Genomic DNA, 26,848 nt, shown 5'->3' with positions numbered 1-26,848 from the left:
GGACCAATATGTGCGAATTGACCAAGTAAGAAATTTAGTAGCAAATGGTAGTATCGTTAAGTTTCGAATTCAGCATCACACCCCAGAGTCAAGAATTAGTCTCAAAAGATCGAATTCTACTGCCGCCACTATCAAACTCGCAACCCCAAAGCAAGAAGCGACAACGCTCGAACTCAACACCTACCTAGCGGCGACCAAGTCGCTCAACGAGAGCGTGTCCGTACGGGGTTCGAACGCGTCGATCACGTCGGTTTCGACGCCGGACAACGACGAAACCCTCCCTACAGGCACCTACGAGCTCGCGGTTCGCTCGACGCAGGGACTCGCAGAGACGAGCGACAACGCGACGCTGACGCTCGCCCGCCGGTCGACGAGCCGACTCACCGCCTACACGGGACCGGAAGCGGTTCGGTCGGAGCTCAAGACCCCCACGGCAGTACGAGACGCGATCGCGGAGGGCACCCTCTCGCAGACCGACCGTATCGACGCAACCGACACCGTGGTGTACGCCGTGAACGCCTCCGGGCTCACCGGACTGGTGGGCGCGCGAAACGCCACCCTGGAGACGGGTCACGGCCTCGCTCGCCTCGACGGCGTGGAGTTCGGGGTGCGCTCGGCCGAGCCCAACGGCACCCGGTCGGGCGGTGACACGCTCGGCGAGGTCCCATCCAATGCGACCGTTCACGTCGACCGGACCGGGCTCTACGTCGTCGCGGACGGCGACGACGCGTTCCCGACCGACGGGGTACCGACGCCGGGGACGGAGTTCACGGCCGCGTTTCGCGTCGTCGACGACCACCTGCAGACCGCCGCCTCCGACCGGTCGAGTGATCACCGGGTGAACGAGACGGTGACGTTCGTCACCAGCGACGAGAGCGCGTCGGCGGGAAGGGAAACCAGGCGCGTCGCCGGCGGCGGCGCGGTGGGTGGTGCTGGAGGCGGCGGCGCGGTGGGTGGTGGTGCTGGTGGTGCTGGCGGTGGCGCCGGTAGTAGTGGCGGCGGCGATGTTGGTAACGCCGCCGGTGCCGGCGGAGCGGGGAGCGCCGGCCCCGCGGGTGCGACGCAGGGCGCGAATCCAACCGACCCGTCTGGCCGCGGCCGCTCGGACGGGGCGAGCGATACGAGCGCGCCCAGCGCCGGTGAGAGCGACGGGCAGAACGCGTCCGAGCGCGCGATTCGGTTTGCGCCGTTCCCGACCGCCGCGGGGTGGCTTCCGTTCGAGCACGGGTCGAACGGGCTCGTGGTATCGACGGGAGCGGTCCAAGCCGGAGCGCCCGAGACATCGGCCGACCGCGCGCCGCCCGTCGATAGCGCACAGTCCACAGGCGGGAACGACGCCGGCGAACTCGGGGAGGCGACGGCCGAACAGGGCGGCCGGAGCGATCCGGAGGGAGACGCTTCGGCGCGGCCGACGCCGACCTACGAGAACGCGCCGATTCGGGCGACCGCCGAAGACGTTCCGGGGTTCGGTCCGCTTCACTCGGTGGCGGCGCTCGCGGTAACTGCGTTGACGGCGGTTCGACGGACACGACCCCGATGAGCGGCGATCATTCGTGGTGAGACGGCGGTGTCAGCGGTATCCTTTTGCTGGACGACACGCTGTATACCGGTATGAGCGTCACCATCACCCCCCCACGGGAGCGCGAGTGTGAGCTGTGCGGCCGGGACGAGCGGTGGGACGACGAGGCCACCGGGTGGCGGATCGACGGGGACGCCGGCAACGTCTACTGTATCCACGAGTGGGACATCAACGGGACGTTCACGCCGGTGACCGTGGAGTAGGTAGCAGGCGCGCGACCGACGCCGCTCGGGTCGGCGCTCGTGTTGGCCGGTCGATCATATCTACTCGGCGAACGGTTCACCCTCGTGAATTCGCGGTCCGTGAGTGGTTGACAATCAGACAGTAGCGACCGGGATTCGTTCCCGTACATCGGGCTCGACGCCGCCAGCGAAGGGGAGTTTACTCAAATTCGGGTATCTTCTGATCGAACAGGGAGCCGGCGTATTGGTACACACCCCTGATCAATAATTACCTTATATTCCCTAATGTGTGTACGATGGATCCTACCCCTATCAGGGTCATACCTTTAAGTGGCGGATCACGAGTGTGTATCATGACCGAGCCACGTAGTAACACCCGAGAGGAATCGGCACAGGGATCCTCGGGCCACAGTGGGGGGCTTGCGGCAGTAACGGACGAGCGGTCGAACTGCGGGATCGGCGGAATCGTCGACTTGGACGGCGACCCGAGCCACGGAACGGTGACGGACGCCGTCGAACTGCTCGAAAACCTCGAACACCGCGGGACGACGGGTGCCGAGGAGAACACCGGGGACGGCGCCGGGATCATGGTCGCGCGCCCGGACGACTTTTTCCGTGAGGTCGTCGACGCCGACCTCCCCGAGGAGTACGCCGTCGGCTCCGTGTTCATGCCGACCGAACCGAGCGTCCAGGCCGAGATCCACGACGTCATCGCGGAGGTGTTCTCCGTGTACGGGCTGGAGGTGTTGGCGTGGCGGTCGGTTCCGACCGACAACGCCGACCTAGGCGCGACCGCGCTCGACTCCGAGCCGGAGGTCGCCCAGCTGTTCGCCGCGCCGGTCGAGGGCGCGGGCCTCGCCGAGCGGTTCACCAACGAGGAGAGCCGCCCCGACGACGTCGACCCGAGCGTCCTCGGCTTCGACCGAGCGCTGTACGCCGCGCGCCGCGAGATCGAGAACGCGGTGTCCGAGGTCGACGGCGCCGGGCAGTTCTACGTCTGCTCGCTCGACCGCCAGCGCGTCGTGTATAAGGGACTGCTGAAGGGTTCGCAGTTGGCCGGCTACTTCCCGGACCTGACCGACGAGCGGTTCGCGAGCCACGTTGCCTTGGTCCACGCCCGGTTCTCGACGAACACGCTCGGGGCGTGGCATCTCGCTCACCCGTACCGAAACATCGTCCACAACGGCGAGTTCAACACGATTCGCGGGAACGTCAACTGGATGCGCGCTCGCGAGAACGACCTCGAACACCCGGCGTTCGGGGCGGAGCTCGACACCATCAAGCCGGTGATCGACGACCCGAACCAGTCCGACACGGCGAGCGTCGACAACGCGGTCGAACTCCTCTTGCAGTCCGGCCGCGACCTCCCGCACACGCTCCGGATGCTGATCCCGGAGGCGTTCCGGAACGACGACCTCATGGAGACGGCCCGGAAGCAGTTCTACGACTACCACGCGTCGCTCGTCGAGCCGTGGGACGGCCCCGCCCTCGTCATCGGCTTCGACGGCGACCGCGTCGCCGGCGTGTTAGACCGCAACGGACTCCGACCGTGCCGGTACGAGGTGACCGAGGACAACCGGCTGATCGTCGGGAGCGAGGTCGGCGCGCTGCCGACCGAACCGGCGGACGTGCGCCGTCGCGGGCGGCTCCAGCCCGGCGAGATCTTCGTCGCCGACCCGGAGCAGGGCCGCATCGTCCCGGACGACGAGGTGTTCGCCGATCTGACCGACGAGAAGTACGGCGAGTGGGTCGACGACGGGCAGGTCGACCTCGACGACCTCGTCGAGGAAGACGGGATCGCCGCCGGCATCGACCAGGTCGGTGCAGACGGCGACGAGAGCGACGACGTGGAGGGCGAGGCGGCCGACGGCGACGCGGACGCGGACCCCGACGAGCCAGAACCGACGGTGCGCGCCCACCAGGCGGCGTTCGGCTACACCACCGACTCGCTGAACCACCTCGTCGAGCCGATGGCGAAAGACGGGAAGGACCCGGTGGGGTCGATGGGCGACGACACGCCGCTCTCGGTGCTCGCGGACGTCGACCGTCCCCTGTTCACGTACTTCAAACAGCTGTTCGCACAGGTCTCGAACCCCCCGATCGACTACATCCGCGAGGAGCTGGTGACGTCGCTCGAAACCCGGATGGGGAACCAGCGCAACCTCTTAAACGAGACGCCGGCACACGCCGAACAGATCGTCTCCGGGACGCCGATACTCACCGACAGCGAGACGGCCGCGCTGAAGCGGTTGGACGGCGAGCCCGCGGGCGACGGGGCGTCCGAGGCCGGCGACGGCCCCGCGTTCTCGGCGTCGACCGTCGACGTGACCTACGACCGAGACGACTCGCTCGTCGACGCGGTGAACCGCGTTCGCGAGGCGTCCGCGACCGCGATCCGCGAGGGCGCCGACGTGGTGGTGCTCTCCGACCGGAACGTCGGCCCGGACCGGCTCGCCGTCCCGAGCCTGCTGGCGACCGGCGCGGTCCACCACCACCTCGTGCGGAACGGCCTCCGGAATCGCGCGGGCGTCGTGGTCGAGTCCGGCGAACCGCACGAGGTCCACCACGTCGCGACGCTCGTCGGGTACGGCGCCGACGCGGTCGACCCCTACCTCGCGTACGCCTCCATCGCCGACGTGGTCGCCGGCCCCGACGGTGCCGACGAGGAGGAGGCGCTGGCCGCGTACCGCCACGCGCTGGAAGACGGCCTCCTCAAGACGATGGCGAAGATGGGCATCTCGACGATGGAGTCGTACCAGGGCGCCCAGATCTTCGAGGCGGTCGGGCTCGCCTCCGAGTTCGTCGCCGAGTACTTCGAGGGGACCGAGATCCGCACCGAGGGGATCGGGATCGCGGAGATCGAAGACGACCTCCGGACCCGGCACGCGATGGCGTTCGGCGCGGACCCCGACTTAGAGACCATCGGCGAGTACGAACACCGCTCGTCGGGCGTGAAACACGGCTGGAACCCCCAGACGGTCGGCACGCTCCAGCAGGCGGTCCGCGGGGGCGACTACGAGCAGTACCGGGAGTTCGCGGAGCTCGTCAACGACCAGTCCGAGGAGTTACAGACGCTTCGCGGGCTGCTGGAGTTCGACTCCGACCGCGACGCGGTCCCGGTAGAAGCGGTCGAGCCGGTCGAGTCGATCGTGGAGCGCTTCTCCACGGCGGCGATGAGCCTCGGGAGCATTTCGCCGGAGGCCCACGAGAACAACGCCATCGCCATGAACCGCATCGGCGCGAAGTCGAACACGGGCGAGGGCGGCGAGCCGCCGGAGCGGTTCGACACCGAGAAGGAGTGTTCGGTGAAGCAGGTCGCCTCCGGGCGGTTCGGGGTCACCTCCGAGTACCTCGCGAGCGCCGACGAGCTCCAGATCAAGATGGCACAGGGGTCGAAGCCCGGCGAGGGCGGCCACCTCCCCGGCAAGAAGGTCAACGAGATGATCGCGCACGTCCGGTGTTCGACCCCCGGCGTCGGGCTCATCTCGCCGCCCCCGCAACACGACATCTACTCGATCGAGGACCTCAAACAGCTGATATTCGATCTGAAGGCCGCCAGCCCGGACGCCGATGTCAACGTGAAGCTGGTCTCCGAGGCCGGCATCGGCACCATCGCGGCGGGCGTCGCGAAGGCCAACGCCGACGTGGTCCACGTCTCCGGGCACGACGGCGGGACGGGCGCCTCCCCGAAGACGTCGATCAAGAACGCGGGGCTCCCGTGGGAGCTCGGCCTCGCCGAGGCCAACCAGATGCTCCGCGCAACCGGCCTGCGCGACCGCATCCGCGTGACGGCCGACGGCGGGATGAAGACCGGCCGAGACGTGGCCATCGCCGCCGCGCTCGGCGCCGAGGAGTACGTGTTCGGGACCGCCTCGCTCGTCACCGCCGGCTGCGTGATGGCGCGGCAGTGTCACGAGAACACCTGCCCGGTCGGGGTCGCGACCCAGCGCGAGGACCTCCGCCAGCGCTTCCCCGGTCAGCCGGACCACGTCATCAACTACATGACGTTCATCGCCCAGGAGCTCAGAGAGATCATGGCCGAACTGGGCTACACCGAGGTCGAGGAGTTCATCGGTCGCCCCGAGCTGCTCTCTCAGCGCGAGACCGACCACGAGAAGGCCAAACACCTCGACCTGTCCGCGGTCATCGCCGAGCCCGCTGGCGACGCCCGCACCAAGACCCGCGAGCAGGAGCACGCCGGCATCGACGACCTGCTCGACTGGGACCTCATCGAGGAGGCGTCCCCGGCAATCGAAGACGGCGCGCCGGTCGCGCTCACCCGCGACGTGGAGAACGTCGACCGGGCGGTCGGCGCGACGCTCTCGAACCGCATCGTCAGCGAGCACGGCGGCGACGGCCTCCCGGACGACACCGTCACCTGCCGGTTCGACGGCTACGCGGGCCAGAGTTTCGGCGCGTTCCTCGCGTCCGGGGTCACGATGGAGCTGTCCGGCGCCGCCAACGACTACGTCGGCAAGGGACTCTCCGGCGGTCGAATCATTATCAACACGCCCGAAGAGGCCGGCTACGACCCCGCCGAGAACGTCGTCGCCGGCAACGTCGGGCTGTACGGCGCCACCGAGGGCGAGGTGTACGTCAACGGCGTCGCCGGCGAGCGCTTCGGCGTCCGCAACTCCGGCGTGAAGGCCGTCGTCGAGGGCGTCGGCGACCACGGCTGTGAGTACATGACCGGCGGCGTCGTCGCCGTCCTCGGCGACACGGGCCGCAACTTCGCGGCCGGGATGTCCGGGGGCGTCGCCTACGTGTACGACCCAGACGACCGCTTCGCCGACCGCGTGAACCGCGGGATGGTATCGGTATCGGAGAGCTTAGCGGAGTCCGACGAGCGCATGCTCCGCCGGCTCGTGGAGAACCACCGGGCGTACACCGACAGCGAACGCGCGAGCGAACTCCTCGACGACTGGACGGCCGCCCTAGACGACTTCGTCCGCGTCTTCCCCGACGCGTACGCCGAGGTCATCGCGGAGGGCACGGGCGCCGACGTGCGCGAGGAGCCGCCGGAGCCCGCCGCCGCCGTCCCCGGCTCCGCCGCCGACGCGACCGGGCAGGCGTCGAGCGACGACTGATCGGCCCGCCCGCGCCGGACTGCTTATTACGCGTGGGCCGAACCTCAGAGCGTGGACGAACTCGTCGTGAGTACGGAGGTGTACGCCGACCCCGAGGACGTGTACGCGTTCCTGCTCGATTTCCCGCAGTACGCCAACTACTCCGAGTACCTCCGCGAGGTGCGAACGATGCGAGGCGACGGCGGTCCGGGGACTCGCTACGCGCTGACGTTCGCGTGGTGGAAGATAACGTACACGGCCCACTCGCACGTGACGGGCGTCGAACCGCCGGAACGGATCGACTGGGAGATCACGAAGGACATCGACGCCGGCGGGTGTTGGCGCGTGACGCCGCCCGAGTCGGCGGACGACGCCGACGGTACCGACGACAGTCCGACCGATCAGCCCTGCGAGGTCGCGCTCGAAGTGGCGTTCGACCCCGGCTCCGCCAGTTCGGACGCGCTCGATTTGCCGCGGCTCGTCTCGTTCGACTGGGTACTTAAAAAGGCGATCCCCCTGATCAGAGGCGAGGCCGAGCGCGTCGTCGAGCGCGCGGTCCGTGACCTCGAAGGGTCGACGCGAGACGTGGACCTGGACGTGTACGTCGACTCGGCGCGGATCTGACCGGGTGTGTCAGGTCGTGTCGCCGAGGTCGGCGAGTCGAAGGCCTTAATATATCCAGCGGGGAACGATTGGATGCGTTCGAGGGCTCGTAGATCAGTGGTAGATCATCCCCCTGGCACGGGGAAGGCCCGGGGTTCAAATCCCCGCGAGTCCACTCGACTCACTCCGTTCGTCTCGTTTCCTCGCTTGGTCCCGTTCGCTGCTCTCGGCTTCGCCGCTCGCAATCGAGTATTCGCTTTGCTCATACCTCGCACCGCTCACGGGACCCCCGCGAGTCCATGCTTTTCCGCCGCGAGCAACGGCGCCCCGCGGACGACAGTCACTTGCCCGACCGAGGCGTAAACCGAGCCAGCAGATGGGCCTCAGAGGCGACATTCTCGATTATCTCGCGTGCCGCGACGACGAGGCGGCTCGCGACCGACTCGACGGTCTGGTGGCTCGGTACGAACTCGAACCCGAGTTGCGCGACGATGACGCGGACACCGCCGGAAGCGACGCGAGCCGCGACCCCGCGAGTGGAGCCGACGATCCGCCCCTCGGCGACGCCGACAGACGCCGCATCGACCGCGTTCGCGCCCTCGACACCGCTCCGGTCGGTGTCACCCTGTGTGGCCCGGCGTACCGCGACACGCCCATCCTCTACGCGAACCGGACGTTCCGCGCGCTGACGGGCTACTCACTGGAAGCGCTCCGGGGCGAAAACCCGCGACTGCTCCAGGGGCCGCGCACGGAGCCGGAGTCGGTCGCAGCGCTGCGCGAGGCCGTGTCCATCTGGGAGCCGGTCACCGTCGAGGTGTGGAACCACCGCCGCGACGGGACGCCGTTTTTAAACCGCGTCTCGCTGCGACCGCTTCCCGGCGCCGACGGGACCATCACTCACTGGGCCGCGGTGCAGGAGGCGGTCGCGGAACCGACCGACCGAGACCCCCGCGACGAGCGCTGAACGCGGGCGGCGTCGCACGCGAGTCGAACACCTCGGCAGGTGGGAAACGCCGCCTACTGACGCGGGTCCGCGCTCTGTAGCCGCCGCGCGACGAGCGTGAACAGGCCGACGCCGATCAGGTAGAGCCGCCACCCGGCGCTCGCGACCGGAAACCGCCTGTCGACCGGCTCGTCGGCGACCTCGCTGGGCGCGCGCGGCTCGACGGGATTGCTCACGTGGACCGTGGCGGTGGTGCCGCCTGCGCCCGCGTCGATCTGGCGGCTCCCCGTCGCCGGGTCGACCCGCACGTCGACGAACGTCTGCGTGAACCCGTCCGTCGACGAGAGCAGAATCTCGCCGGACAAGGCGTAAAACCGGTCTCGGAGCGGCCAGAGCGCGTTCACGCCGTCGAGGTGGACCCAATCGAGCGCGACGTGGGCGAACACGTGAACGAAGATGGCGACCCACGCGACCGCGATCCACCGCTCGGCGCGTCGCTCCGAGGTCCACCGAGCGAGTCGCCGGCGGAGCACCGACACAGACCGGAGCCGCGTGTCGTAGTAGAGCAGCAGCGCGACCGCCGCCGGGAACACGAGGTTGTGCCCGACCGTTCGGTGTGCGCCCGGCATCACCGGCCCCAGGAAGCTGTCGAGTTCCGGCAACAGGACGACCGCGAGGACGACCGCGAGCGCGCGACGGTCGTAGTGCTCGCCGAGCAGCCCGGCTGCGAGCGCGAGCGCGAACGCCGCGTGGACGACCGTCGAGACCATCGGTCAGGCCACCTCCCTCCGATCGCGGTCGGTGTCCGACTCGCCCGAGCGACGCGCCTGCACGAACCGGACCGCGAGCAGGGCCGTCCCGGCGGCGACGACGACGAGCTGCCAGCCGCTTCGGACGAGAACCAGCTCGCGATCCGTTCCGAGCGAGAGCCCCGGACGGCCGTCCGGATTCACCCACGTCGGTATCGGATACGAGGCGGTCGTGCCGGGGCTCGGAAACGGGAGGGGTCCGGGCCCCTCGGCCCCGAGAGCGACGAACGTCTGTACGACCCCTTCCTGTGTCGAGAACAGGAGGCGCCCGTCGATGCGGTAGTAGGCGTCGTGAAACGGGTACAGCAGGTTCGCGCCGGCCCCGCCGAAGAGGTCCGGCCCGATTCCCGCGACGAGAGCGGCCGCGAGCGCGACCCACGCGACCCGGACGCCTCGCCACCCGAACCGGGCGCGAAGGCGGGAGTCGCTCGCCGCCGCGGTGTCCCAGTAGAGCGCGACGCCCGCGACGAGCGGGAGCCAGACCGCGTGAAAGAGGGCGTTGGTCGCGCCCGGAACGACGAGGCTGGCGACCGCGTCGAGGTCGGGGAAGACGGCGGCCGCGACGACCACCGCGACGGCGCGCCGGTCGAACGCGGCGCCAAGCAGGGCCACCGCGAGGATCGCCCCGATGGCGGCGGCGACCAGCGTCGGTGCCATACCGACCCTGACGGCCCCACGAGAATAAGCCCACCGGGGCGTAGAGCCGCCGCGAGCCGGCAGGTTAGGAGCCGATTTCGTCGCGGTCCGAGTCGCCGTCCGACTCCGGCTCGACCGCGTCCGCCGGGACGAACTCCGATTCCGACTCGTCGGCGTCCGCCGGGGCGAACCCCGAGGATGGAGACGACGCGGTGGGTTCGTCTCCGGTCGCGCCCTCCTCGGTCGTCTCTGGGTCGTCTCCGGTCGCGCCCCCCTCGGCCGCCGCCGGCTCCCCGAGGAGCGCGATCGCCATCTGCCGGCTGGCGTACGCGACGAGGTTCGTCACGTGAAGCGCCACGAGTACCCCGACGAAACCGACCGAAACCGCGAGCAGCGACTCGGGGAGCGTGCCGATCGCCCACGTGATCGGTTCCCCGTTGGACTCGCCGAAAGTGGCCACGTACGGGTACCGTATCGGGGCGGAAAGCAGCGAGAGCCCGTTCGCGAGCGCGAACAGGGGGATGATCGCGAAGACGGTGACGAAGAACTTCAGCGAGATGAACCCGACCGCTCGCCACGTCGACGCGGCCTCGACGTACTTCCTGACGCCCGCGAGCGCGCCGGGCGGGTCGTCGGCCAGGTCGTCGTATCGCGTCAGGTCCGTGCCCAGAAGCCGGTTCGCGAGCCAGCGCTCGACGCCGGCCGCGAGTCTGGCGGCCACGAGCGTCGCCAACAGGATCACGAGGCCGACGAGCACCACGGAGAAGGCGATCCCGAACGCGAATCCGAACGAGAAAAGCGAGGAGTAGACGGCCCCGAGCGGAATCGCGATCAGGAGGTACAACAGGTGGACGTACGTGCGACCGTCGACTAACACGCCGACGACTGGGATGGCGGAGGGTGAACGGAGGGAGACCATGCGCGGTCGAAAAATTCCTCGCGGGCGACATAAATCGGTCGCCGTCCGGGACGAGCCGCGCGCTTACTCGTCGGTCTCGTCGACCAGCTCGTCGGCGACGCCGACGTACGTCGCCGGCGTCAGCGCCTGTAGCTCCTCGCGGACGGACTCGTCGACGTCGAGGTCGGCGAAGAGGTCGCGGAAGTCGTCGAGCGTCACCGACTGTCCGCGCGTCAGGTCTTTCACGCGCTCGTAGGCGGCGGTGTCGCCCTCGCGCCGGAGGATCGTCTGGACCGCCTCGCCGATCACTTCGGGGGTCGAAGCCAGCTCCTCGCGCATGACCGTCTCGTTCGGGACGATCGTTTCCAGCCCGTCGCCGGCCTTCGAGTAGCCGATGAGGCAGTGCGCCAGGGCGGCGCCCACGTTGCGCTTGACGGTGGAGTCGGACAGGTCGCGCTGGAGCCGCGAACTCGTCACGTAGTCGGCGAGGAAGGTGAGGTCGCTGTTCGCCTTCGAGAGGTTCCCCTCGCTGTTCTCGAAGTCGATCGGGTTCACCTTGTGGGGCATCGTCGAGGAGCCGGTCTCGCCCTCGACGGTTCGCTGTCCGAGGTAGCGGTCGGAGACGTACAGCCACGCGTCCACGTCCAGATCGAGGAGGACGTTGTTGACCCCCCGGAGCGCGTCGAACAGGGCTGCGAGGTCGTCACAGGGGTTCACCTGCGTCGCGAGCGGCGTGTGTTCCAGATCGAGGCCGCGAACGAACGACTCGGCGAACGCCGGCCAGTCGACCGCGGGGTAGGCGGCGTCGTGGGCGGCGTACGTCCCCGAGGCGCCGGCGAGTTTCCCGGAGAGGTCGCCGTTGGCGACGACGACTCGGCCGAGCGCGCGACCGAGCCGAGACGCGTACACGGCCATCTCCTTGCCGAACGTCGTCGGCGTGGCGGGTTGCCCGTGCGTCCGCGCCAGCATGGGCGTGTCGCGATGCTCGCGGGCGAGGGTCGCGAGCGCGTCTCTGACCTCGCGGATCGCGGGGACGATCGTCTCGCTTACGGCCCGTTTTACGAGCAGACGGTGCGCGAGGTTGTTCACGTCCTCGCTCGTGAGCCCGAAGTGAATCCACGGGTACAGCGTCTCGCCGTCGGTTATCACCCCGTCGTCCGCCAGCGCGTCGAGTCGGACCCGCAGGAAGTACTCGACCGCCTTCACGTCGTGGTTGGTCGCGCTGTACCCCTCGGTGCCCTCGACTTCGAGCGCTTTTATAAGGCGGGCGTCCTCGGCGGTGAACTCTTCGTGGACCGCGCGCAGCGCCGCCTCGGCGTCGTCGTCGAGCGCGATGGGCGTCGCGTCGAGGTCGGCGAGCGCGACGAGGTACTCGACCTCGACCCGGGTCCGCGCGCGCATGAGCGCCGCCTCGCTCGCGTACGGCGAGAGCGGCGCGGTCCGTGAGGCGTATCGCCCGTCGAGCGGCGACACCGCGGCGAGCGGGTCGGACCGAGAGAGCCCTGCGATCGCGTCGTCGCCAGTCGGTTCGGAGTCGTCGGTCATATCCGCGACTGCCGCCGGAGCCAGCAAAAGCGTGTCGATGGTGAGTCGCACAGACGTGGATACGTCGTCGGATTCTGTCGCGCTCTCGGGGAGTATCTATCCGCGAACGTGGATCCTCGTCCGGTGCGGACCGCAATCGATATACGCGATCGGTCGGACCACTCGCGTATGAAGATCGCCGGACTCGCGAGCAACCGGGGACGGAACCTCAGACACATCGCCGACACCGCGCCCGGCGGCGCGGAGCTCTCTGTCGTCGTGACCAACCGCGAACAGGCGCCCGTCTTGGAGGCCGCGACGGAGCGTCGAGTCCCGACCGAGGTCGTCCAACGCGAGGACGGCGAGTCGCGTACATCCCACGAACAGCGACTCCTCGACCGACTCGCAGGGTACGACTTCGACATCGTCTGTCTCGACGGGTATATGCGCGTGCTCACCGACGAGTTCCTCGAAGCGACACCCACGACGCTGAACGTCCACCCCTCGCTTTTGCCCTCCTTCCCCGGCGCGGACGCCCACGAGCAGGTGCTCGACGCCGGCGTCCGCACCACCGGCTGCACGGTCCACGTCGTCACCGAGGAGGTCGACGCCGGGCCGATCGTCACCCAGGAACCGGTCCCCGTCTACGAGGACGACGACGTCGACTCGCTGAAGGACCGCGTCCTCCGTGACGCCGAGTTCACCGCGTACCCGCGTGCGGTGCGGTGGTTCGCCGAAGACCGGGTGACGATCGACCGCGACGGCGACGAGCCGGTCGACGTGACCGTCGACGGCGACGACGGCGGGGACTTCCCCGAGCGCCGACTCGTCTCCGAGGAGCGCGCGGCCACGCTGCGGTACGGCGAGAACCCGCACCAAGACGCCGCGCTCTACGTCGACGACGGCTGTGAGGAGGCGAGCGTCGTCGACGCCCCGCAGCTGAACCCCGGCGCGAAGGGGATGGGGTACAACAACTACAACGACGCCGACGCCGCCTTGAACCTCGTCAAGGAGTTCGACGAGCCGGCCGCCGCCGTGATCAAGCACACGAATCCCGCGGGCTGTGCGACGGGAGACACGATTGCGGAGGCGTACGACCGCGCGCTCCGTACCGACGCGAAGTCGGCGTTCGGCGGCATCGTCGCCGTCAACCGCAAGTGCGACGCCGACACCGCGGACGCAGTCGTCGACTCGTTTAAAGAGGTCGTCGTCGCGCCCGGCTACACCGACAGCGCGCTCGACGTGCTCCGAGAGAAGAAGAACCTCCGCGTGCTCGACGTCGGCCCGCTCGGCGACGGCGACGAGCGGTTCTCCGAGCGCTTCACCGAGAAGCCGATCGTCGGGGGGCGGCTCATCCAAGAGCGGGACCGGCAGTCCCCGGTCGCCGCCGACCTCGACGTGGTCACCGAGCGTGAGCCCACCGACGAGCAGATCGAGACGATGGTGTTCGCGTGGAAGACGCTCAAACACGTGAAATCGAACGGGATACTGTTCGCGACGGGCACCGAGACGGTCGGCGTCGGGATGGGGCAGGTGTCCCGCGTCGACGCCGTCACGCTCGCGGCCATGAAAGCCGAGAAGGACGCGGAGGGGAAATCCGCCGAGGGCGCCGTGATGGCCTCGGACGCCTTCTTCCCGTTCCCGGACGCGATCGAAGAGGCCGCCGAGGCCGGCGTCGAAGCCGTGATCCAGCCCGGCGGCTCCGTCAACGACGAGGACGTGATCGCCGCGGCCGACGAACACGACATGGCGATGGCGTTCACCGGCTCGCGCTGCTTCCGGCACGACTGAGCCGGGAGCGGTCCGTCGGTCGTCGGTCGTCAGCCGAATTCGGCCCGTTACTCGTACGCCGGGATGCCGGTCAGGTCCTCGCCGAGGACGAGCGTGTGGATGTCGTGGGTCCCCTCGTAGGTGTAGACGGTCTCCATGTTCGCCATGTGGCGCATCGGCGAGTAGTCGGTCGTGATCCCGTTGCCGCCGAGCATCTCGCGGGCGACCCGCGACTGGTCGCGTGCCGTGCGCACGTTGTTGCGCTTGGCCATCGAGACGTGTTGGGGGGTGAGATCCCCGCGCTCTTTCAGCTCGCCGAGCCGGTACGCGAGCAGTTGCGCCGTGGTGATCTGGGTGGCCATCTCCGCGAGCTTCTCCTGTTGGAGTTGGAACCGCGCGATCGGTCCGCCGAACTGCTCGCGGTCGGTGGCGTACGCCCGCGCCTGCTCGAAGCAGTCCCTGGCGGCACCGACCGCTCCCCACGCGATCCCGTAGCGGGCCTGCGTGAGACACGACAGCGGACCCTTCATTCCCGACACGCCGGGGAGGACGTTCGACTCGGGAACGCGCACGTTCTGGAGGCTGACCTCGCCGGTGATCGACGCGCGCAGCGAGATTTTGTCGTCGATCTTGTTCGTGGTCACGCCGTCGCGGTCCGTCTCGACGAGGAAGCCGCGGACGGGGGCGTCGTCCGCCGACTCGTCGCGGGCCCAGACCACGGCCACGTCCGCGATCGGCGCGTTCGTGATCCACGTCTTCGCGCCGTCGAGGACGTACTCGTCGCCGTCTCGCCGCGCGCTGGTCTCCATCGCAGACGGGTTCGAGCCGTGTTCCGGCTCCGTCAGCCCGAAGCAGCCGACCGCCTCGCCTTCGCCGAGCGCCGGCAGCCATCGCTCCTTCTGTTCGTCGCTGCCGTACGCGTGGATGGGGTACATGACCAGCGCGCCCTGCACGCTCGCCATCGACCGGAGCCCGGAGTCACACGCCTCTAACTCCTGCATCAACAGGCCGTACGCCGTCTCCGAGACGTTCGGGAGGCCGTACCCGTCGAGGTTGGGGGCGTAAAACCCCATCTCGCCCATCTCTTCGATCAGTTCCGTCGGGAACGTCCCCGCCTGAAAGTGGTCGCCGATGTCGGGACGCACCCGCTCGTCGACGAACTCCCGAGCGGTGTCGCGTATCAGCCGCTCCTCCTGATCGAGGTCAGCCTCGAGCCCCACGTAGTCGAGCATGATCGATTGTCGGGAACCGGCGGACAAAACAGTTCTGGAGACCGGGACGGGCGCGGCGTTACGAACCCAACTGCTCGCGGGCGAACTTCGCTAAGAGCGGGAGGTCGCTGAGGTGGAGCAGCTTCGCCATCGACGACTTCTCGCCTTGATTCGCCTTCTCGAGGGTGTTCTCTTCGGTTCGCTGGAGGTCCCGCATGAACTGGTCGTACCGCTCGTTCGGAGCGAGATACAGGAGTCGCGTGAGCATCAGCCGCGATTTCATGCGCGGGGCCACGTCGCGGTGCCAGAGCCGCTCGTACACGGCGAGACTCTCCGCGTCGAGGCGGCGCTTCGAGTCGGTGAGACACCGGTCGATGGTCGCCGCCGCGGCGCGGGCCGACTTCATTCCCTTATGAATGCCCTCGCCCCACAGCGGGTCGATTGCCGGGACCGTATCGCCGATGGCGAGGAATCGGTCCGTGTGCATGTCGTCCGGCATCTGGATGTGGGCGGAGCCGCGATGGACCGTCTCGCCGATCTGCTCTGCGTCGGCAAAGCGCGGGTCGCGGTCGATCCACGAGTCGAGGTAGCCGTCGACGGTTTGCCCCTCCTGTGCGAACTCGCGGTGGCGGTCGTTCTGGATGTAACAGATGCCGACCTTGGCGGTGTCCTCGCCGGTGGCGAAGATCCACGAGTAGCCGCCGGGCGCGATGTCGTGGTCGAGTCGGAGCATCATCGCTCGTCGCAGGTCGGCGTACTCCGGGTGGTTCATCTCGACGCCCTCCATCTCGTACTCGATGCCGATCGCCTGATTTTCGCGTTCGAGGTCGACGACGTCGAGCGCGCTCGCGATCGGTGCGGCGGGGCCGGTGGCGTCGACGACCACCTCGCCGTACACCTCCTCGTCGCCGTTGTACCGGACCCCCTCGATGACGCCGTCGTCGTCGAGGATGGGCCGAGAGACCCGCGAGTCGAACCGGTACTCGGCGCCGTTGTCGCGGCCATCCGCGACGAGGAACTGTTTGAAGTCGGCGAACTCTAAGACGGCGCCGGGCTGGTAGCTCTTGTAGTGGTTGTTGGGCGACTCTAAGACAACGTCGTCGGTGTACGACATCACCACGTCGTCCGGGATGCCGAAGGAGGACATCATCGACGGGAACGTTCCGGCAGTCGACTTGTTGCTCTGGCGGGGGAACTCGGCTTCCGGCTCCGTTTCGAGAACGACGACGTCGTAGTCTCGCGTCGCCAGATCGCGAGCGCACTGAGCGCCCGCGGGACCGGCGCCCGCGATCACGACGTCGTAGCGATCAACCATATACTCGTACATACGGACCCACGTAATTAGGCTTGCTGAAACCGGTCGGAAACCCGCCGCGAGACGGCTCGGTCGCCGGAATTTGGCGTGTTACTGAGGTCGGAATGGAGCCGCCGCTGTCCGCGGGGATATATAAAAACGGAGCGGCGAAAACGGAACGACAACCGCGACGCGGAGTCCGTCCGTGACGCGTCAGTAGAACTCGCGGACGAGGTCGGTCGCGCCCTCGGGCGCGCCGTCCGGGATGATCGACATGTCCTCGTCGACCCCGTGACGCTCGTGGTACGGCACCGAGTCCTCCTCCTGGTAGATGACGCCCTGGTGTTCCGTGTCGGAGTCGAAGATGATGTCCTTCGCGGCCTCGCGGTCGGTGGGGTCGTGGTCCGCCTCTTTTAAGTCGACCAGCGAGTCGCGGAAGTAGTCGTAGGTGTCCACGTCGTTGAACGTCACGCACGGCGAGTAGACGTTCACGAAGCCGAACCCGTCGTGTTCGACCGCCTTCTGGATGATCTCCTGATGGCGGAGCGCGTCAGAGGAGAACGACTGCGCGATGAACGTCGCGCCGGACGCGAGCGCCAGCGCGTGCGGGTTGACCGGCGGCTGTTTCGGGCCGTCCGGGCTCGTCGAGGTCTCGAAGTCCTCGCGGGAGGTGGGCGAGGCCTGCCCCTTCGTGAGCCCGTAAATGCGGTTGTCCATCACGACGTACGTCATGTCGACGTTGCGCCGGACGGCGTGGACGAAGTGGCCCGCGCCGATGGAGTAGCCGTCGCCGTCGCCGCCGGCGACCATCACTTCGATGTCGGGCCGGGCCATCTTGACGCCGGTGCCGACGGGGAGCGCGCGTCCGTGAACGCCGTGGAGCGCGTAGCTGTGCATGTACGTGCCGATCTTGCCGGAACAGCCGATGCCGGCGACGACGAAGGTGTTGTCGGGGTCGTTTCCCGTCTCTGCGAGGGCCTTCATCATCCCGTTCATGGTGCCGAAGTCGCCGCATCCCGGACACCACGTCGGCTGCTTGTCTGACTTGAAGTCGGTGAATCGAATGTCTGAGCTCATTGGTTACGCCTCCACCCCTGCAGTGAGGGTCTCTTTGATGTCGTCTGCGAGTTCGTCGGCCTTGAACCGCACGCCGTTGTACTTGTTTATCCGGTCGACGCGCGCCAACACGTCGTGTTCGACCAGGTTCGCGAACTGTCCCTGTTCGTTACACTCCACGACGATGACGTTCTCCGCCGCCTCGATATCCTCGGTGAGGTCCGGGCGCGGGAAGATGTACGGGACCGAGAGGACCCGCACGTCGATGCCGTCGTCGGCGAGGAACTCGACCGCCTCCGCGAGCGCGCCTTCGTTCGAGCCCCACGTGACCACGAGCGTGTCGGCGTCGGCGTCGCCGAACTCGCGCGGGCTCCAGTCTTCGCGTTCGCGGGCCGTCTCGACTTTCCGGTTGCGCTTGTCGACCTGCTCGACGCGCATCTCGGTGTCTTCCGTCCGGCGGCCCTGCTCGTCGTGTTCGAGGCCGGTGGACATGTGTGCGCCGTCCGCCGTGCCGGGGAACGCCCGCGGCGAGATCCCGTCGTCGGTGATCTCGTGGGGCTGGAAGCCGCCCGACTCGCTCATGTGGTCGTCGATCGTCGTCTCGTCGACGACCTTGCCGCGGTCGATCTCGACTTCGTCCATGTCGAACGTTTCCGGCGTGAACGTCTGCTCGGTGACCGCCATCGAGAGGTCGGCGGTGAGGTAGACGGGGATCTGGTACTTCTCGGCGAGGTTGAACGCCTCCACCGTCTTCCAGAAGCACTCCGCGATGGTCGTCGGCGCGAGGACGAAGCGGGGGACCTCGCCGTGGCCGCCGTACAGCATCTGGTTTAAATCGCCCTGCTCCTGTTTCGTCGGCATCCCGGTCGAGGGACCGGAGCGCATCACGTTACAGATGACGAGCGGCGTCTCCGAGGTGGCGATGAGTCCGAACGTCTCGGTCATCAGGTCGATCCCCGGGCCGGAGGTGGCGGTCATCGAGCGCGCGCCGCCGCGGGCGGCGCCGAGCGCCATGTTGATCGCGGACAGCTCGTCTTCCGCCTGCACGACGTGGCCGCCGTACCGCTCGATTCGGCCCGTGAGATACGTCATCACGTCGGTCGCGGGCGTGATCGGGTAGCCGGCGTAGAAGCGACAGCCGGCGGCGATAGCGCCCATGCCGATGGCCTCGTCGCCGTTGAGGAGGACGTAGTCCTCGTCGGTGGTCGCTAAGTCGTAGTCGAACGCGTGGTCGTACTCCTCGGCGACGTAGGACTGCCCGGCGCGGGCGGCCTCCTTGTTGTTGTCGACGAGTTTCTGCCCCTTATCGGAGAACCGCTTTTCCAGCGCGGAGTCGAGGTTCTCGATGGGGAACGCCGCGACCTCGCAGGCGGCGCCGAGCGCGACGACGTTCCGCATGATCGCCCCGCCGGCCTCTTCTGCGAGACTTTTAAGCGGGACGTCGATCCCGATCATCTCTTCGGGGATCTCCACGTCCTGCATCGTGGTCCGTTCGCCGTCGTAGATGATCACCGAGCCCTCGTGGAGTTCGTCGAGGTTCTCCTCGATGGTTCGAGGCGTTAACGCGATGAGCACGTCAAGACGGTCGACGACGCTCTGTACCTTGTCGACGGATGTTCGCACCTTGTAGGCGGTGTAACCGCCTCGGATCCGCGACGCGAAGTCCTTCGACGTGAACACGTGTCGGCCCGCCCGAGAGAGCGCTTGCGCGAAGATTTTCCCGGTCGAGTCGATGCCGTCACCGGCTTCTCCGCCGACGGCCCAGTTGAAGTCCGCAGCCATGCTATACCGGGGCTTTCGCCGGACTCATCAAAAGACTTCTGGAAGGAGCCATCGGGTCATTTTCCAACGTTCGTTTCGTTTTTCGCGAATATTGTCGCGGGCCACCGCCGTATATCGCATATAGCCACGTTCGAATGGACGAATGTTTATCTGATCTCTCACGATCGACCCGCATCGTCGTGGGGGGTTTCGACGCCCGTCGAACGAGCCGCGGCCGGACTCGCGCGCGACGCTTCCGGCCCAGCCACGGTCGGACCCGACCGAGAGCGACCGGCCCGGTCGCCCCCACCGGAGCGGCGCGACCGGCATCGACGCCGACGGGAACACGTTTGTGTCTCCCGGCCCGATCCGAGGCATGGACACGACAGCGACGGTCAGCGCGGTCGAGACGGTCGGCCCCGACACCTACGCACTCTCCTTCGACGCGCCGGACGGGTTCGACGCCGAGCCCGGACAGTTCGTGAAGCTCGGAACCGAGATCGACGGCGAGTCGGTCGCGCGCTTCTACACCCTCTCGTCGCCGACCGTGGAGGACAGCTTCGAGGTGACGGTCGGTATCGACCCCGACGAGGGCGGCGAGTTCTCCGCGTTCCTCGCGGGCGCCGAGGCCGGCACGGAGATGACGCTCTCCGGGCCGTTCGGCGACCAGCACTACGACGGCGAGGCGCGCGCGGTGATCGTCGCGGGCGGCCCCGGCGTCGGTCCGGCGGTCGCCATCGCGGAGCGCGCGCTCGACGAGGGCGGGGAGGCCGCGATCGTCTACCGCGACGACGACGTGTCGCACGCGGATCGGTTGGACCGGTTGGCCGAGCGCGGCGTCGCGGTCCACCGCCTCGACGCCGCCGACGAACTCGACGCCGCGGTCGCCGAGTCGACGACCGGCGGCGACGGCGAGACCGTCTTCGTGTACGGCTTCGCCGACCTGGTGGCCGACGCGGAGGCCGCGATCGAGGCCGCCGGCGGCGACGCCGACGCCGCGAAAGTCGAGAACTTCGGGTAGACGCGATCGACGACGGTTCGGGATATCGCTTATAAACGGTTGCTGGCTGCGGTGCGGCGATACACACCACCAAAGCCCCAGCCGTGAGGCTGCTGCCCGTTCGAGTCCCGCCCCGCACAGCACCGCACCTCACGCCTCCCCAGCCTCGTCGGCGCGGCGATTAAAAGCGCCGCGCCGACTCCCTCGCGGTCGGCTCGCGCCGCTACCGAGGCGCTCGCCGGCACGCCGCCGCGATCTGTCGCCTTCGAACGTGACCGCGTGGGCGACCGTTCTATCGGTTGATCAGTTATAAATCGGCGGCGGGGCTCACGCTCCGAAGTAGTCGGCGAGGCGCTCCGCGGCCGCCTCGACTCGCGGCGTCACGAGCGCGAACCGGATCCACTCGTCGCGGGCGCTGCCGAACGCCTCGCCCGGCATCCCGGCGACGCCGGCCTCGTCGATCAGCCGCTTGACGTTCGCCATCGTGCCGGGGAAGTCGTCGAAGCGCGCGAGGACGTAGAACGCACCGTCTGGCCGGCTGTACTCGGCGCCCGCCGCGTCGAGCGCGTCGGTGAACGCGTCGACTCGGCCTGCGAGCCGTTCCCGGACCGTCGCGTAGTACTCGGGTGGCGTCTCGGCGAGCGCGTGGCAGACGGCGTACTGCGACGGGCGCGCGCCGGTGACGTTCACGAGCATGTGCCGCGTCTTGGCGGAGCCGACGTGTGACTCGGGGAAGACGCCGTAGCCGACACGAAACCCGGTGATAGCCATCGACTTCGAGAAGCCGCTGGTGACGATGACGCGGTCCGAAGACAGCGTGAGCGCCGACTCGAACTCCCCCGTGAGATCGAAGTGGTCGTACACCTCGTCGACCACGACGAGGGCGTCGACCGCCTCGGCGACCGCGAGGACCTCTCGGATCGCGTCGATGTCGTAGACGGCCCCGGTCGGGTTGTTCGGCGTGTTGAGGACGATGAGGGCGGTGTCCTCGCTCGCCGCCTCGCGGATCGCCGGGACGTCGAGCCCTCCGTCGCGCTCGACCGGGACGAGTGTGCTCTCGCCGCCGAGCATGTCCACCTTGCCGGGGTAGTACGGATAGACGGGGTCCATGAGCAGCGCCTCGTCGCCCGCGTCGCGCTCGAACGCGCGCGCCAGCGCGAGGTAGTTGGCCTCGCCGGTCCCGTTCGTGACGACCACGCGGTCGGGGTCGACGTTCCGGCGCTCGGCGATGGCCTCGCGGAGTTCGACGAGTCCCTCGCTCGGCGGGTACTGGAACGATTCGGAGGGCAGGTCGGCGTACTCGCTGAGCGCCGACCGGAGCGCGCCGGGCGGCTCCCAGTCGGGGTTGCCGCTCACCATGTCGATGACGTCCCCGTCGGCCGCGGCCGCGTACTGCATCACGTGGAAGAACTTTGGCTCCTCGTACTCCATACGGGTCGCTCGGCGGCGACCGCCGTGGCTCTTTCGACCGGGGCGGCGTCGGCTCGGGGGCCGGCTCGACCGCCGGTCCGGGGACCCGCGATCCGGTGGTTTCACCTGTGCCCGCGCCGATCCAGCCGTATGAACAAACGCGGCCACGTCCTCAACGGCCTCCTGTTGGCGCTCGGGCTCGGCTTCGTCATCGAGCCCGGCCTCGACGCGGCCACCGCGCGGACCATCGCCGAGATCACCGTCCCGATCGTGTTGGGCGCGCTGTTCCCCGACGTCGACACCGCCTTCGGCCGCCACCGGAAGACGCTCCACAGCCTCCCGGTGCTCGGCATCTTCCTCGCGTACCCCATCGTCTTCGGTAACCTCCAGTACGTCTGGATCGGCGTGTTGACCCACTACATCCTCGACGTGGTCGGGAGCCGCCGCGGCATCGCGCTGTTCCACCCCCTCTCGGACACCGAGTACGGGATGCCGACCGGCGTGACGACGAGCAGCAAGTACGCGGACCTGGTCACCGTGATCATCACCGCCGTGGAGTTGGTAGTCTTCTGGGCGATCAACGCCTACGTCGTGAGCCTCGACCTCGACATCTCGACGGCCGCCTCGGAGGCGGCGGCGGGGCTCGGCTTATAAGGGGCGGCGAGATCGCCTGCGCCGTTCTCGCGGCCTCCGGCGGCTCGTCTGCCCGGTGCGGCCTACCGCGGCCGGTAGTCGGAGAGCGTCCCGGCGTAGACGCTCACGTCGTCGAACCGACCCTCGTAGGCGACGTTGGTCGGGAGCGTCGGCTCGTCGCCGGAGAGGAACTGTCGGTCGACCTTCTCCCAGGTGTTCTCGTACGCGAGGTGCGCGAACTCGACGAGCCCGCGGAGTTGGTGGCCGGCGCCGCCGCGGTGGACCACGGTCCGCGGGCGGCGCTCGCGGAAAGCCGCAACGACCTCGTCGACGCCGTCGAACGCGCCGTCGAACTCGGTCCACGCCTCGCCGACGGTGCCGGAGAGGTGCGCGTACGACGAGCCGAATCCCGGCTGGCCGGTGGCCGCGGCGATGCGACGCATTCGGGCGTTCTGGTGCGGGAGGAGTTTCGTGTTGTACGTCTCTATCGCGTCGATCCGCGCGCCGTGCGCGTCGATCTCCGGGCGGGTGAGCGAGATGGTCGCGAAACTCGGGTGCGGCGCGAGGACGGCCGCATCCTGTCGGTCGACCTCGGCCATCGCCGCCTCGAAGGTGATGTAGTCGGGGACGGGTTCGTCTAAGCCGAGAACGAGGATGTGTCGCCGGTTCCCCCAGTCGCCGGTGAACACCTCGCGGGCGGGGACCACGGTGAGGTCGTCGTCGGAGAACCGGGCCGCGCGCTCGCGGATCGTCGGCAGCCGGGTGAAATGTGGCGCGTACACGAGCGCGTCGATCCCCCGTTCCTTCGCGAGGGCCACGACGTCGTCGTCGAGCACCTTCACGTGGGCGTCGACGCGCGTTCTCGATCGGGTCACGGATACGCGTTCTTCGTCGCCGAGCAAAGGGGTATCGTTCGACGGCGAGCCGCCGAGGGCCGACGGTCGGGACGGCGTGACGGACGGTCGCCGGGGGAAACGGTTAATCCCCCGCGGCGGCGACGGGTTCACATGCCCCGTTGGACGTGCGGAATCGGCGATTGCGACGCCGCCTTCGACGACGTGGAGTCGACTATCGTCCACCAGACGAACGAGCACCAGCGCCACGAGTGTAAGGTGTGCGGCACAATCGTCCCCGACGGCTACTTCGCGATCCGGCACGCGTTCGACGAGCACACGCGCGCCGAGTTCGTTCGCGCGTACGACGCCGACTCCGCGGCGGTCCGAAAACGCGAGGAGATCAAAGGCGAGGTAGAGCGCGAGGCGGACCTCCAGCGGATCGTCGACCGGCTCGACCGGAGCCCCTGAGCGCGCCGTCGGGTCGAACGCACCGGTCGTTCTCAGAGGACGCGCTTTCCGAACGCGCTCGCCGCCAACTCGGTGGAGAGCTCCGCCGTCTCGTTGTGCTGGTCCAGCGTCGGATTCACCTCGACGAGCTCCATCGACCGGACGGAGTCGGTCTCCGCCACGATCTCCATGGCGCTGTGAGCCTCCCGGTAGGTGACCCCGCCGCGGACGGGCGTCCCGACGCCGGGGGCCTCCTTGGGGTCGAGCCAGTCGAGGTCTAAACTGACGTGGACGCCGTCGACGCCGTCGGCCGCCTCGGCCATCGCTTCTTCCGTCACGGCCGTGATACCCCGTTCGTCGATGTCGGTCATCGTGTACGCCGAGAAGCCGTGGTCGCGGATCACGTCGACCTCCGCGTCGTCGACGGAGCGGAGCCCGACGAGCGCGACGTTCTCCGGGTTGAGCCCCGGCGCAGTCGCCCAGTCGGAGCCCGCGAACTCGCCGAGCCCGAGGGCGGCCGCGAGCGGCATCCCGTGGACGTTCCCCGAAGGCGTCGTCGCGGGCGTGTTGAGGTCGGCGTGCGCGTCGAACCACACCGCGCCGATCTCCGCGTCGCGAGCCGACCCGACCAGCGAGCCGATGGCGATGGAGTGGTCGCCGCCGAGCGCGAGCGGGACGTCGCCCGCGGCCAGCGTGTCGCCGACCTCGTCTGCCAGCCGGCGAGAGACGTCCGCCGTCTCCCGGAGGAACTTCGCGTCACCCTCGCGCGGGGCCTCCACGTCGGGGTCGCGCTCTTCTGCACGGGGGACGGCGAGGTCGCCCGCGTCGACCGTGTCGACGCCGGCGCCCGCGAGCTGTTCGGCCAGTCCCGCATAGCGGATCGCCGACGGTCCCATGTCCACGCCGCGTCGGTTCGCGCCGTAGTCCGTCGGTGCGCCGATGATTCTGACGGTAGTCACAGTAAACAGAGCAGCCCGCCGGCGCTTGAAAGGTGGGGTTGCCGGCCGGAACGGTGGCTGTTTTCACGACCGCCCGCCTACGGAGGGTATGAGCGGCGGGAACTCCTTTGAACCGGCTGATCTCGAACCGATCGGCGCGATGATCGCCGTCGCGTTCACCGGGGCCGTCATCGGGCTCGTCGGCGCCGCCCTCGCGTTTTTCGTCGGCGACCTCGGAATCGCCCTCATCGGCGTCGGCGTCGTCGTGGCCCTCACCAGTCCGATCGCGTATATTCGGCTTCGTCGACTCCGCGAATCGTGAGAACCCACACGATCATTTATAACGAGTTTCCATCGCATTTAAGCGGTACGGCCATCTATTCGTGTCCATGTCATCCATCGAGCTTACGTCAAGTCAGAAGAGCATACTCACGGCGCTGATCAACCTGTACGGCGAACAGGAGGACGCGGTCAAAGGCGAGGCCATCGCCGAGGAAGTCGACCGCAATCCGGGGACGATCCGCAACCAGATGCAGAGCCTGAAAGCCCTCCAACTGGTCGAGGGCGTACCGGGGCCGAAAGGCGGGTATAAGCCCACCTCGAACGCGTACGAGGCGCTCGACATCCAGCGCATGGACGAGCCCGCCGACGTGCCCATTTCGCACGAGGGCGAGGAGGTACCGGGCGTCAACGTCGACGGCATCGACCTGTCCAGCGTTCACCACCCCGAGCTCTGCCGCGCCGAGATCCACGTTCAGGGGTCCGTCCGTGACTTCCACGAGGGCGACTCCGTGACGGTGGGGCCGACGCCCCTCTCGAAGCTCGTCATCGACGGGACCGTCGACGGGAAAGACGACACCGCGAACATCCTCATCCTCCGGATCGACGACATGCGCGCGCCCGACGAGCCCGCCGAACACTGAACGCGCCCGCCGCGACCGGCAGTTTTCTCTCCACTCGACCGTGAGCGCAGACGACGCCGCGGCTATTTAAATAGCGATCGGAGAACGGGGAAAGTCGCGCCGCAGCCGGGTTTTTCGGCCGACGTTACATGTCGCCGAACGCGCTCACGCCGCGTCCGGCCGAGGAGACCTTCGCGATCCACCGCACCGCGATCGACTTCTTCAGCAGCTTCGCCGGGGTGCCGCCGAACGTCTTGATGGGCATGCCGACCACGTCGTGGGCGACCGCCTTCTCGCCCACCGAAATGACCGTGCCCTTGTCCGAGTGCTGCCACGACTGCAGCGGCGCACCGCGGGCGGCGCGGGCGAGGTTCTCGCCGGCGACCTCCGCGGCCTGCCAGGCGGCCTGTGCCGTCGGCGGCGCCACGTCGTCGTCGCCCTGCTCGACGAGCGCGGTGTCGCCCAGCGCGAACACGCGGTCGTCGCTGGTCGCGAAGTCGGAGCCGGCGTGGACGCGGTGCGAGCGCTCGTCTTTGTCGATTTCGACGTCCTCGATCTCGGGCTGGCCCGTGATGCCGCCGGTCCAGATCAGCACGTCGTAGCCGAGCTCCTCGGGCGCTTCGTCCTCGCCGCCGCCGAGGTAGACCGCGTCCTCGTCGGCCTTCGAGATGAAGTCGCCGGTGAGGATCTCCACGTCGGCGTCCTGGAGTCGCTGGCGGAGCGCGCCCTGGATCTGGGGGTCGTTGCCGGGGAAGACCTCGTCGAGCCCCTCGACGAGCTTGATGTTGATGGGCGCGCGGTGTTTGTCGCGGTACTCCGCGATTTCGCCCGCGGTCTGGATACCGGAGAGCCCGGCGCCGCCGACGATGACCTCGACCGGGTCGGACCGGGTCGCCTCGGCGGCGGCCGACCGCACGTCCTCGTGGATCGCCTTCGCGTCGTCGAGGCTCTTGAGCTGATGTGCGTGCTCTTTGAGCCCGTCGATGCCGAAGAAGGCGGTCGTGGAGCCGACCGCCAAGAGGAGGTAGTCGTAGTCGACGGTGGTCCCGTCGCCCGTCTCGACCACGCGCTCGTCGGTGTCGACGTTGACGACGCGGCCCTGCACGAAGTCGGACTCGGGCGATTTGATCTCGTCGACCGGGATGGTGATCTTGTCGGCGACCGCCGGGTTTCGGATCGCGCGATGGACCTCGTGGAGAACGAGATGGTAGTCGTGTTCCGCGACCCACGTGAGTTCGGCCTCGCCGTCGCCGACCTCGTCTTCGAACGCCTTCACCGCCCCTGCGCCGGCGTAGCCGGAGCCGACGACGACGACCTGTGTACTCATACGTTCTGGTCTGCGGTCCGCGG

The 26,848-nt window shown here is 68.3% G+C and carries 23 protein-coding genes and 1 tRNA gene; 12 read left to right on the top strand and 12 right to left on the bottom strand.

What is annotated here, in order from left to right; translation table 11 throughout:
* The first annotated feature begins 214 nt into the window (after positions 1-214).
* The 6 genes from DOS48_RS17490 (at position 215) to DOS48_RS17465 (ending at position 8,394) form a co-directional block, all read left to right on the top strand.
* On the top strand, positions 215-1,540 hold the full coding sequence (locus DOS48_RS17490) for a hypothetical protein (protein WP_133412107.1): 1,326 nt from the start codon (positions 215-217) through the stop codon (positions 1,538-1,540).
* 71 nt (positions 1,541-1,611) lie between these two features.
* Entirely contained in the window at positions 1,612-1,782 is a 171-nt protein-coding gene (locus tag DOS48_RS17485) for an HEWD family protein (protein WP_168654245.1), read from the top strand.
* A gap of 332 nt (positions 1,783-2,114) precedes the next feature.
* On the top strand, positions 2,115-6,848 hold the full coding sequence (gene gltB, locus DOS48_RS17480) for a glutamate synthase large subunit (RefSeq protein WP_127116972.1): 4,734 nt from the start codon (positions 2,115-2,117) through the stop codon (positions 6,846-6,848).
* Between the two features lie 51 nt (positions 6,849-6,899).
* Entirely contained in the window at positions 6,900-7,451 is a 552-nt protein-coding gene (locus tag DOS48_RS17475; RefSeq protein WP_127116971.1) for an SRPBCC family protein, read from the top strand.
* Between the two features lie 82 nt (positions 7,452-7,533).
* Positions 7,534-7,605 (top strand) — tRNA-Ala (locus DOS48_RS17470).
* Positions 7,606-7,806: 201 nt separating this feature from the next.
* Positions 7,807-8,394 (top strand): PAS domain-containing protein, encoded by a 588-nt coding sequence (locus DOS48_RS17465; protein WP_127116970.1) that lies wholly within the window; start codon positions 7,807-7,809, stop codon positions 8,392-8,394.
* Between the two features lie 53 nt (positions 8,395-8,447).
* Here DOS48_RS17465 and DOS48_RS17460 read toward each other — a convergent pair whose 3' ends face one another.
* The 4 genes from DOS48_RS17460 to purB all read right to left on the bottom strand — a co-directional run bounded on the left by DOS48_RS17460 (position 8,448) and on the right by purB (position 12,261).
* Positions 8,448-9,143, bottom strand: a complete 696-nt coding sequence (locus tag DOS48_RS17460) for a metal-dependent hydrolase (RefSeq protein WP_127116969.1) — start codon at positions 9,141-9,143, stop codon at positions 8,448-8,450.
* 3 nt (positions 9,144-9,146) lie between these two features.
* Positions 9,147-9,839: a hypothetical protein gene (locus tag DOS48_RS17455; RefSeq protein WP_127116968.1), complete on the bottom strand. Its 693-nt coding sequence runs from the start codon at positions 9,837-9,839 to the stop codon at positions 9,147-9,149.
* Between the two features lie 64 nt (positions 9,840-9,903).
* Positions 9,904-10,737: a sensor domain-containing protein gene (locus DOS48_RS17450; RefSeq protein WP_127116967.1), complete on the bottom strand. Its 834-nt coding sequence runs from the start codon at positions 10,735-10,737 to the stop codon at positions 9,904-9,906.
* Positions 10,738-10,800: 63 nt separating this feature from the next.
* The gene (gene purB / locus DOS48_RS17445) at positions 10,801-12,261 is read right to left on the bottom strand and encodes an adenylosuccinate lyase (RefSeq protein ID WP_127116966.1); all 1,461 of its coding nucleotides are present in this window, start codon (positions 12,259-12,261) and stop codon (positions 10,801-10,803) included.
* 168 nt (positions 12,262-12,429) lie between these two features.
* Here purB and purN point away from each other — a divergent pair, with 168 nt between their 5' ends.
* Complete coding sequence (gene purN, locus DOS48_RS17440; protein WP_127116965.1) at positions 12,430-14,031, top strand: phosphoribosylglycinamide formyltransferase; 1,602 nt, start codon at positions 12,430-12,432, stop codon at positions 14,029-14,031.
* A gap of 47 nt (positions 14,032-14,078) precedes the next feature.
* Here purN and DOS48_RS17435 read toward each other — a convergent pair whose 3' ends face one another.
* From DOS48_RS17435 to DOS48_RS17420, 4 genes are all read right to left on the bottom strand, one after another.
* Positions 14,079-15,242 (bottom strand): acyl-CoA dehydrogenase family protein, encoded by a 1,164-nt coding sequence (locus tag DOS48_RS17435; protein ID WP_127116964.1) that lies wholly within the window; start codon positions 15,240-15,242, stop codon positions 14,079-14,081.
* A gap of 58 nt (positions 15,243-15,300) precedes the next feature.
* Positions 15,301-16,536 (bottom strand): digeranylgeranylglycerophospholipid reductase, encoded by a 1,236-nt coding sequence (locus DOS48_RS17430; RefSeq protein ID WP_127116963.1) that lies wholly within the window; start codon positions 16,534-16,536, stop codon positions 15,301-15,303.
* A 192-nt stretch (positions 16,537-16,728) separates the two neighbouring features.
* On the bottom strand, positions 16,729-17,592 hold the full coding sequence (locus DOS48_RS17425) for a 2-oxoacid:ferredoxin oxidoreductase subunit beta (protein ID WP_127116962.1): 864 nt from the start codon (positions 17,590-17,592) through the stop codon (positions 16,729-16,731).
* Positions 17,593-17,595: 3 nt separating this feature from the next.
* A complete protein-coding gene (locus tag DOS48_RS17420) occupies positions 17,596-19,353 on the bottom strand; it encodes a 2-oxoacid:acceptor oxidoreductase subunit alpha (protein WP_127116961.1) in 1,758 nt (585 codons plus the stop codon).
* Positions 19,354-19,708: 355 nt separating this feature from the next.
* On the opposite strand from DOS48_RS17420, the gene DOS48_RS17415 reads away from it, so the two are divergent.
* Positions 19,709-20,353, top strand: a complete 645-nt coding sequence (locus tag DOS48_RS17415) for an FAD-dependent oxidoreductase (protein ID WP_127116960.1) — start codon at positions 19,709-19,711, stop codon at positions 20,351-20,353.
* A gap of 306 nt (positions 20,354-20,659) precedes the next feature.
* On the opposite strand, the gene DOS48_RS17410 is transcribed toward DOS48_RS17415, so the two are convergent.
* Positions 20,660-21,763, bottom strand: a complete 1,104-nt coding sequence (locus DOS48_RS17410; protein ID WP_127116959.1) for a pyridoxal phosphate-dependent aminotransferase — start codon at positions 21,761-21,763, stop codon at positions 20,660-20,662.
* A gap of 129 nt (positions 21,764-21,892) precedes the next feature.
* Between DOS48_RS17410 and DOS48_RS17405 the strand changes: the two genes are divergently transcribed.
* A complete protein-coding gene (locus DOS48_RS17405) occupies positions 21,893-22,396 on the top strand; it encodes a metal-dependent hydrolase (RefSeq protein ID WP_127116958.1) in 504 nt (167 codons plus the stop codon).
* Between the two features lie 62 nt (positions 22,397-22,458).
* On the opposite strand, the gene DOS48_RS17400 is transcribed toward DOS48_RS17405, so the two are convergent.
* Positions 22,459-23,277 carry a PHP-associated domain-containing protein gene (locus tag DOS48_RS17400; protein WP_127116957.1) on the bottom strand — a complete coding sequence of 273 codons (819 nt, stop codon included), beginning with the start codon at positions 23,275-23,277 and terminating at the stop codon, positions 22,459-22,461.
* A gap of 105 nt (positions 23,278-23,382) precedes the next feature.
* On the opposite strand from DOS48_RS17400, the gene DOS48_RS17395 reads away from it, so the two are divergent.
* Positions 23,383-23,679 carry a hypothetical protein gene (locus DOS48_RS17395; RefSeq protein ID WP_127116956.1) on the top strand — a complete coding sequence of 99 codons (297 nt, stop codon included), beginning with the start codon at positions 23,383-23,385 and terminating at the stop codon, positions 23,677-23,679.
* A gap of 32 nt (positions 23,680-23,711) precedes the next feature.
* Here DOS48_RS17395 and rocF read toward each other — a convergent pair whose 3' ends face one another.
* Positions 23,712-24,617, bottom strand: a complete 906-nt coding sequence (gene rocF, locus DOS48_RS17390; RefSeq protein WP_127116955.1) for an arginase — start codon at positions 24,615-24,617, stop codon at positions 23,712-23,714.
* A gap of 88 nt (positions 24,618-24,705) precedes the next feature.
* Here rocF and DOS48_RS17385 point away from each other — a divergent pair, with 88 nt between their 5' ends.
* Positions 24,706-24,918 carry a hypothetical protein gene (locus DOS48_RS17385; protein WP_127116954.1) on the top strand — a complete coding sequence of 71 codons (213 nt, stop codon included), beginning with the start codon at positions 24,706-24,708 and terminating at the stop codon, positions 24,916-24,918.
* 67 nt (positions 24,919-24,985) lie between these two features.
* Positions 24,986-25,519, top strand: coding sequence for an Rrf2 family transcriptional regulator (locus DOS48_RS17380; protein WP_127116953.1), 534 nt, complete (start codon positions 24,986-24,988; stop codon positions 25,517-25,519).
* 124 nt (positions 25,520-25,643) lie between these two features.
* On the opposite strand, the gene DOS48_RS17375 is transcribed toward DOS48_RS17380, so the two are convergent.
* On the bottom strand, positions 25,644-26,825 hold the full coding sequence (locus tag DOS48_RS17375) for an NAD(P)/FAD-dependent oxidoreductase (RefSeq protein WP_127116952.1): 1,182 nt from the start codon (positions 26,823-26,825) through the stop codon (positions 25,644-25,646).
* Positions 26,826-26,848 lie beyond the last annotated feature (23 nt).

Origin of the sequence: Halorubrum sp. PV6 (genome assembly GCF_003990725.2) — an archaeon.
Taxonomy (GTDB): Archaea; Halobacteriota; Halobacteria; order Halobacteriales; family Haloferacaceae; genus Halorubrum.
Note: the sequence above shows the minus strand (reverse complement) of the source record. Positions and strands in the feature narration are given on the sequence as shown.

Bases quoted from the DNA above. Each gene is read 5' to 3' on its own strand.
- DOS48_RS17485 (WP_168654245.1), top strand. From the start codon at position 1,612: ATGAGCGTCACCATCACCCCCCCACGGGAGCGCGAGTGTGAGCTGTGC.
- gltB (WP_127116972.1), top strand. From the start codon at position 2,115: ATGACCGAGCCACGTAGTAACACCCGAGAGGAATCGGCACAGGGATCC.
- DOS48_RS17465 (WP_127116970.1), top strand. From the start codon at position 7,807: ATGGGCCTCAGAGGCGACATTCTCGATTATCTCGCGTGCCGCGACGAC.
- DOS48_RS17460 (WP_127116969.1), bottom strand. From the start codon at position 9,143: ATGGTCTCGACGGTCGTCCACGCGGCGTTCGCGCTCGCGCTCGCAGCC.
- DOS48_RS17455 (WP_127116968.1), bottom strand. From the start codon at position 9,839: ATGGCACCGACGCTGGTCGCCGCCGCCATCGGGGCGATCCTCGCGGTG.
- DOS48_RS17450 (WP_127116967.1), bottom strand. From the start codon at position 10,737: ATGGTCTCCCTCCGTTCACCCTCCGCCATCCCAGTCGTCGGCGTGTTA.
- purB (WP_127116966.1), bottom strand. From the start codon at position 12,261: ATGACCGACGACTCCGAACCGACTGGCGACGACGCGATCGCAGGGCTC.
- purN (WP_127116965.1), top strand. From the start codon at position 12,430: ATGAAGATCGCCGGACTCGCGAGCAACCGGGGACGGAACCTCAGACAC.
- DOS48_RS17435 (WP_127116964.1), bottom strand. From the start codon at position 15,242: ATGCTCGACTACGTGGGGCTCGAGGCTGACCTCGATCAGGAGGAGCGG.
- DOS48_RS17430 (WP_127116963.1), bottom strand. From the start codon at position 16,536: ATGGTTGATCGCTACGACGTCGTGATCGCGGGCGCCGGTCCCGCGGGC.
- DOS48_RS17425 (WP_127116962.1), bottom strand. From the start codon at position 17,592: ATGAGCTCAGACATTCGATTCACCGACTTCAAGTCAGACAAGCAGCCG.
- DOS48_RS17420 (WP_127116961.1), bottom strand. From the start codon at position 19,353: ATGGCTGCGGACTTCAACTGGGCCGTCGGCGGAGAAGCCGGTGACGGC.
- DOS48_RS17415 (WP_127116960.1), top strand. From the start codon at position 19,709: ATGGACACGACAGCGACGGTCAGCGCGGTCGAGACGGTCGGCCCCGAC.
- DOS48_RS17410 (WP_127116959.1), bottom strand. From the start codon at position 21,763: ATGGAGTACGAGGAGCCAAAGTTCTTCCACGTGATGCAGTACGCGGCC.
- DOS48_RS17405 (WP_127116958.1), top strand. From the start codon at position 21,893: ATGAACAAACGCGGCCACGTCCTCAACGGCCTCCTGTTGGCGCTCGGG.
- DOS48_RS17395 (WP_127116956.1), top strand. From the start codon at position 23,383: ATGCCCCGTTGGACGTGCGGAATCGGCGATTGCGACGCCGCCTTCGAC.
- DOS48_RS17385 (WP_127116954.1), top strand. From the start codon at position 24,706: ATGAGCGGCGGGAACTCCTTTGAACCGGCTGATCTCGAACCGATCGGC.
- DOS48_RS17380 (WP_127116953.1), top strand. From the start codon at position 24,986: ATGTCATCCATCGAGCTTACGTCAAGTCAGAAGAGCATACTCACGGCG.
- DOS48_RS17375 (WP_127116952.1), bottom strand. From the start codon at position 26,825: ATGAGTACACAGGTCGTCGTCGTCGGCTCCGGCTACGCCGGCGCAGGG.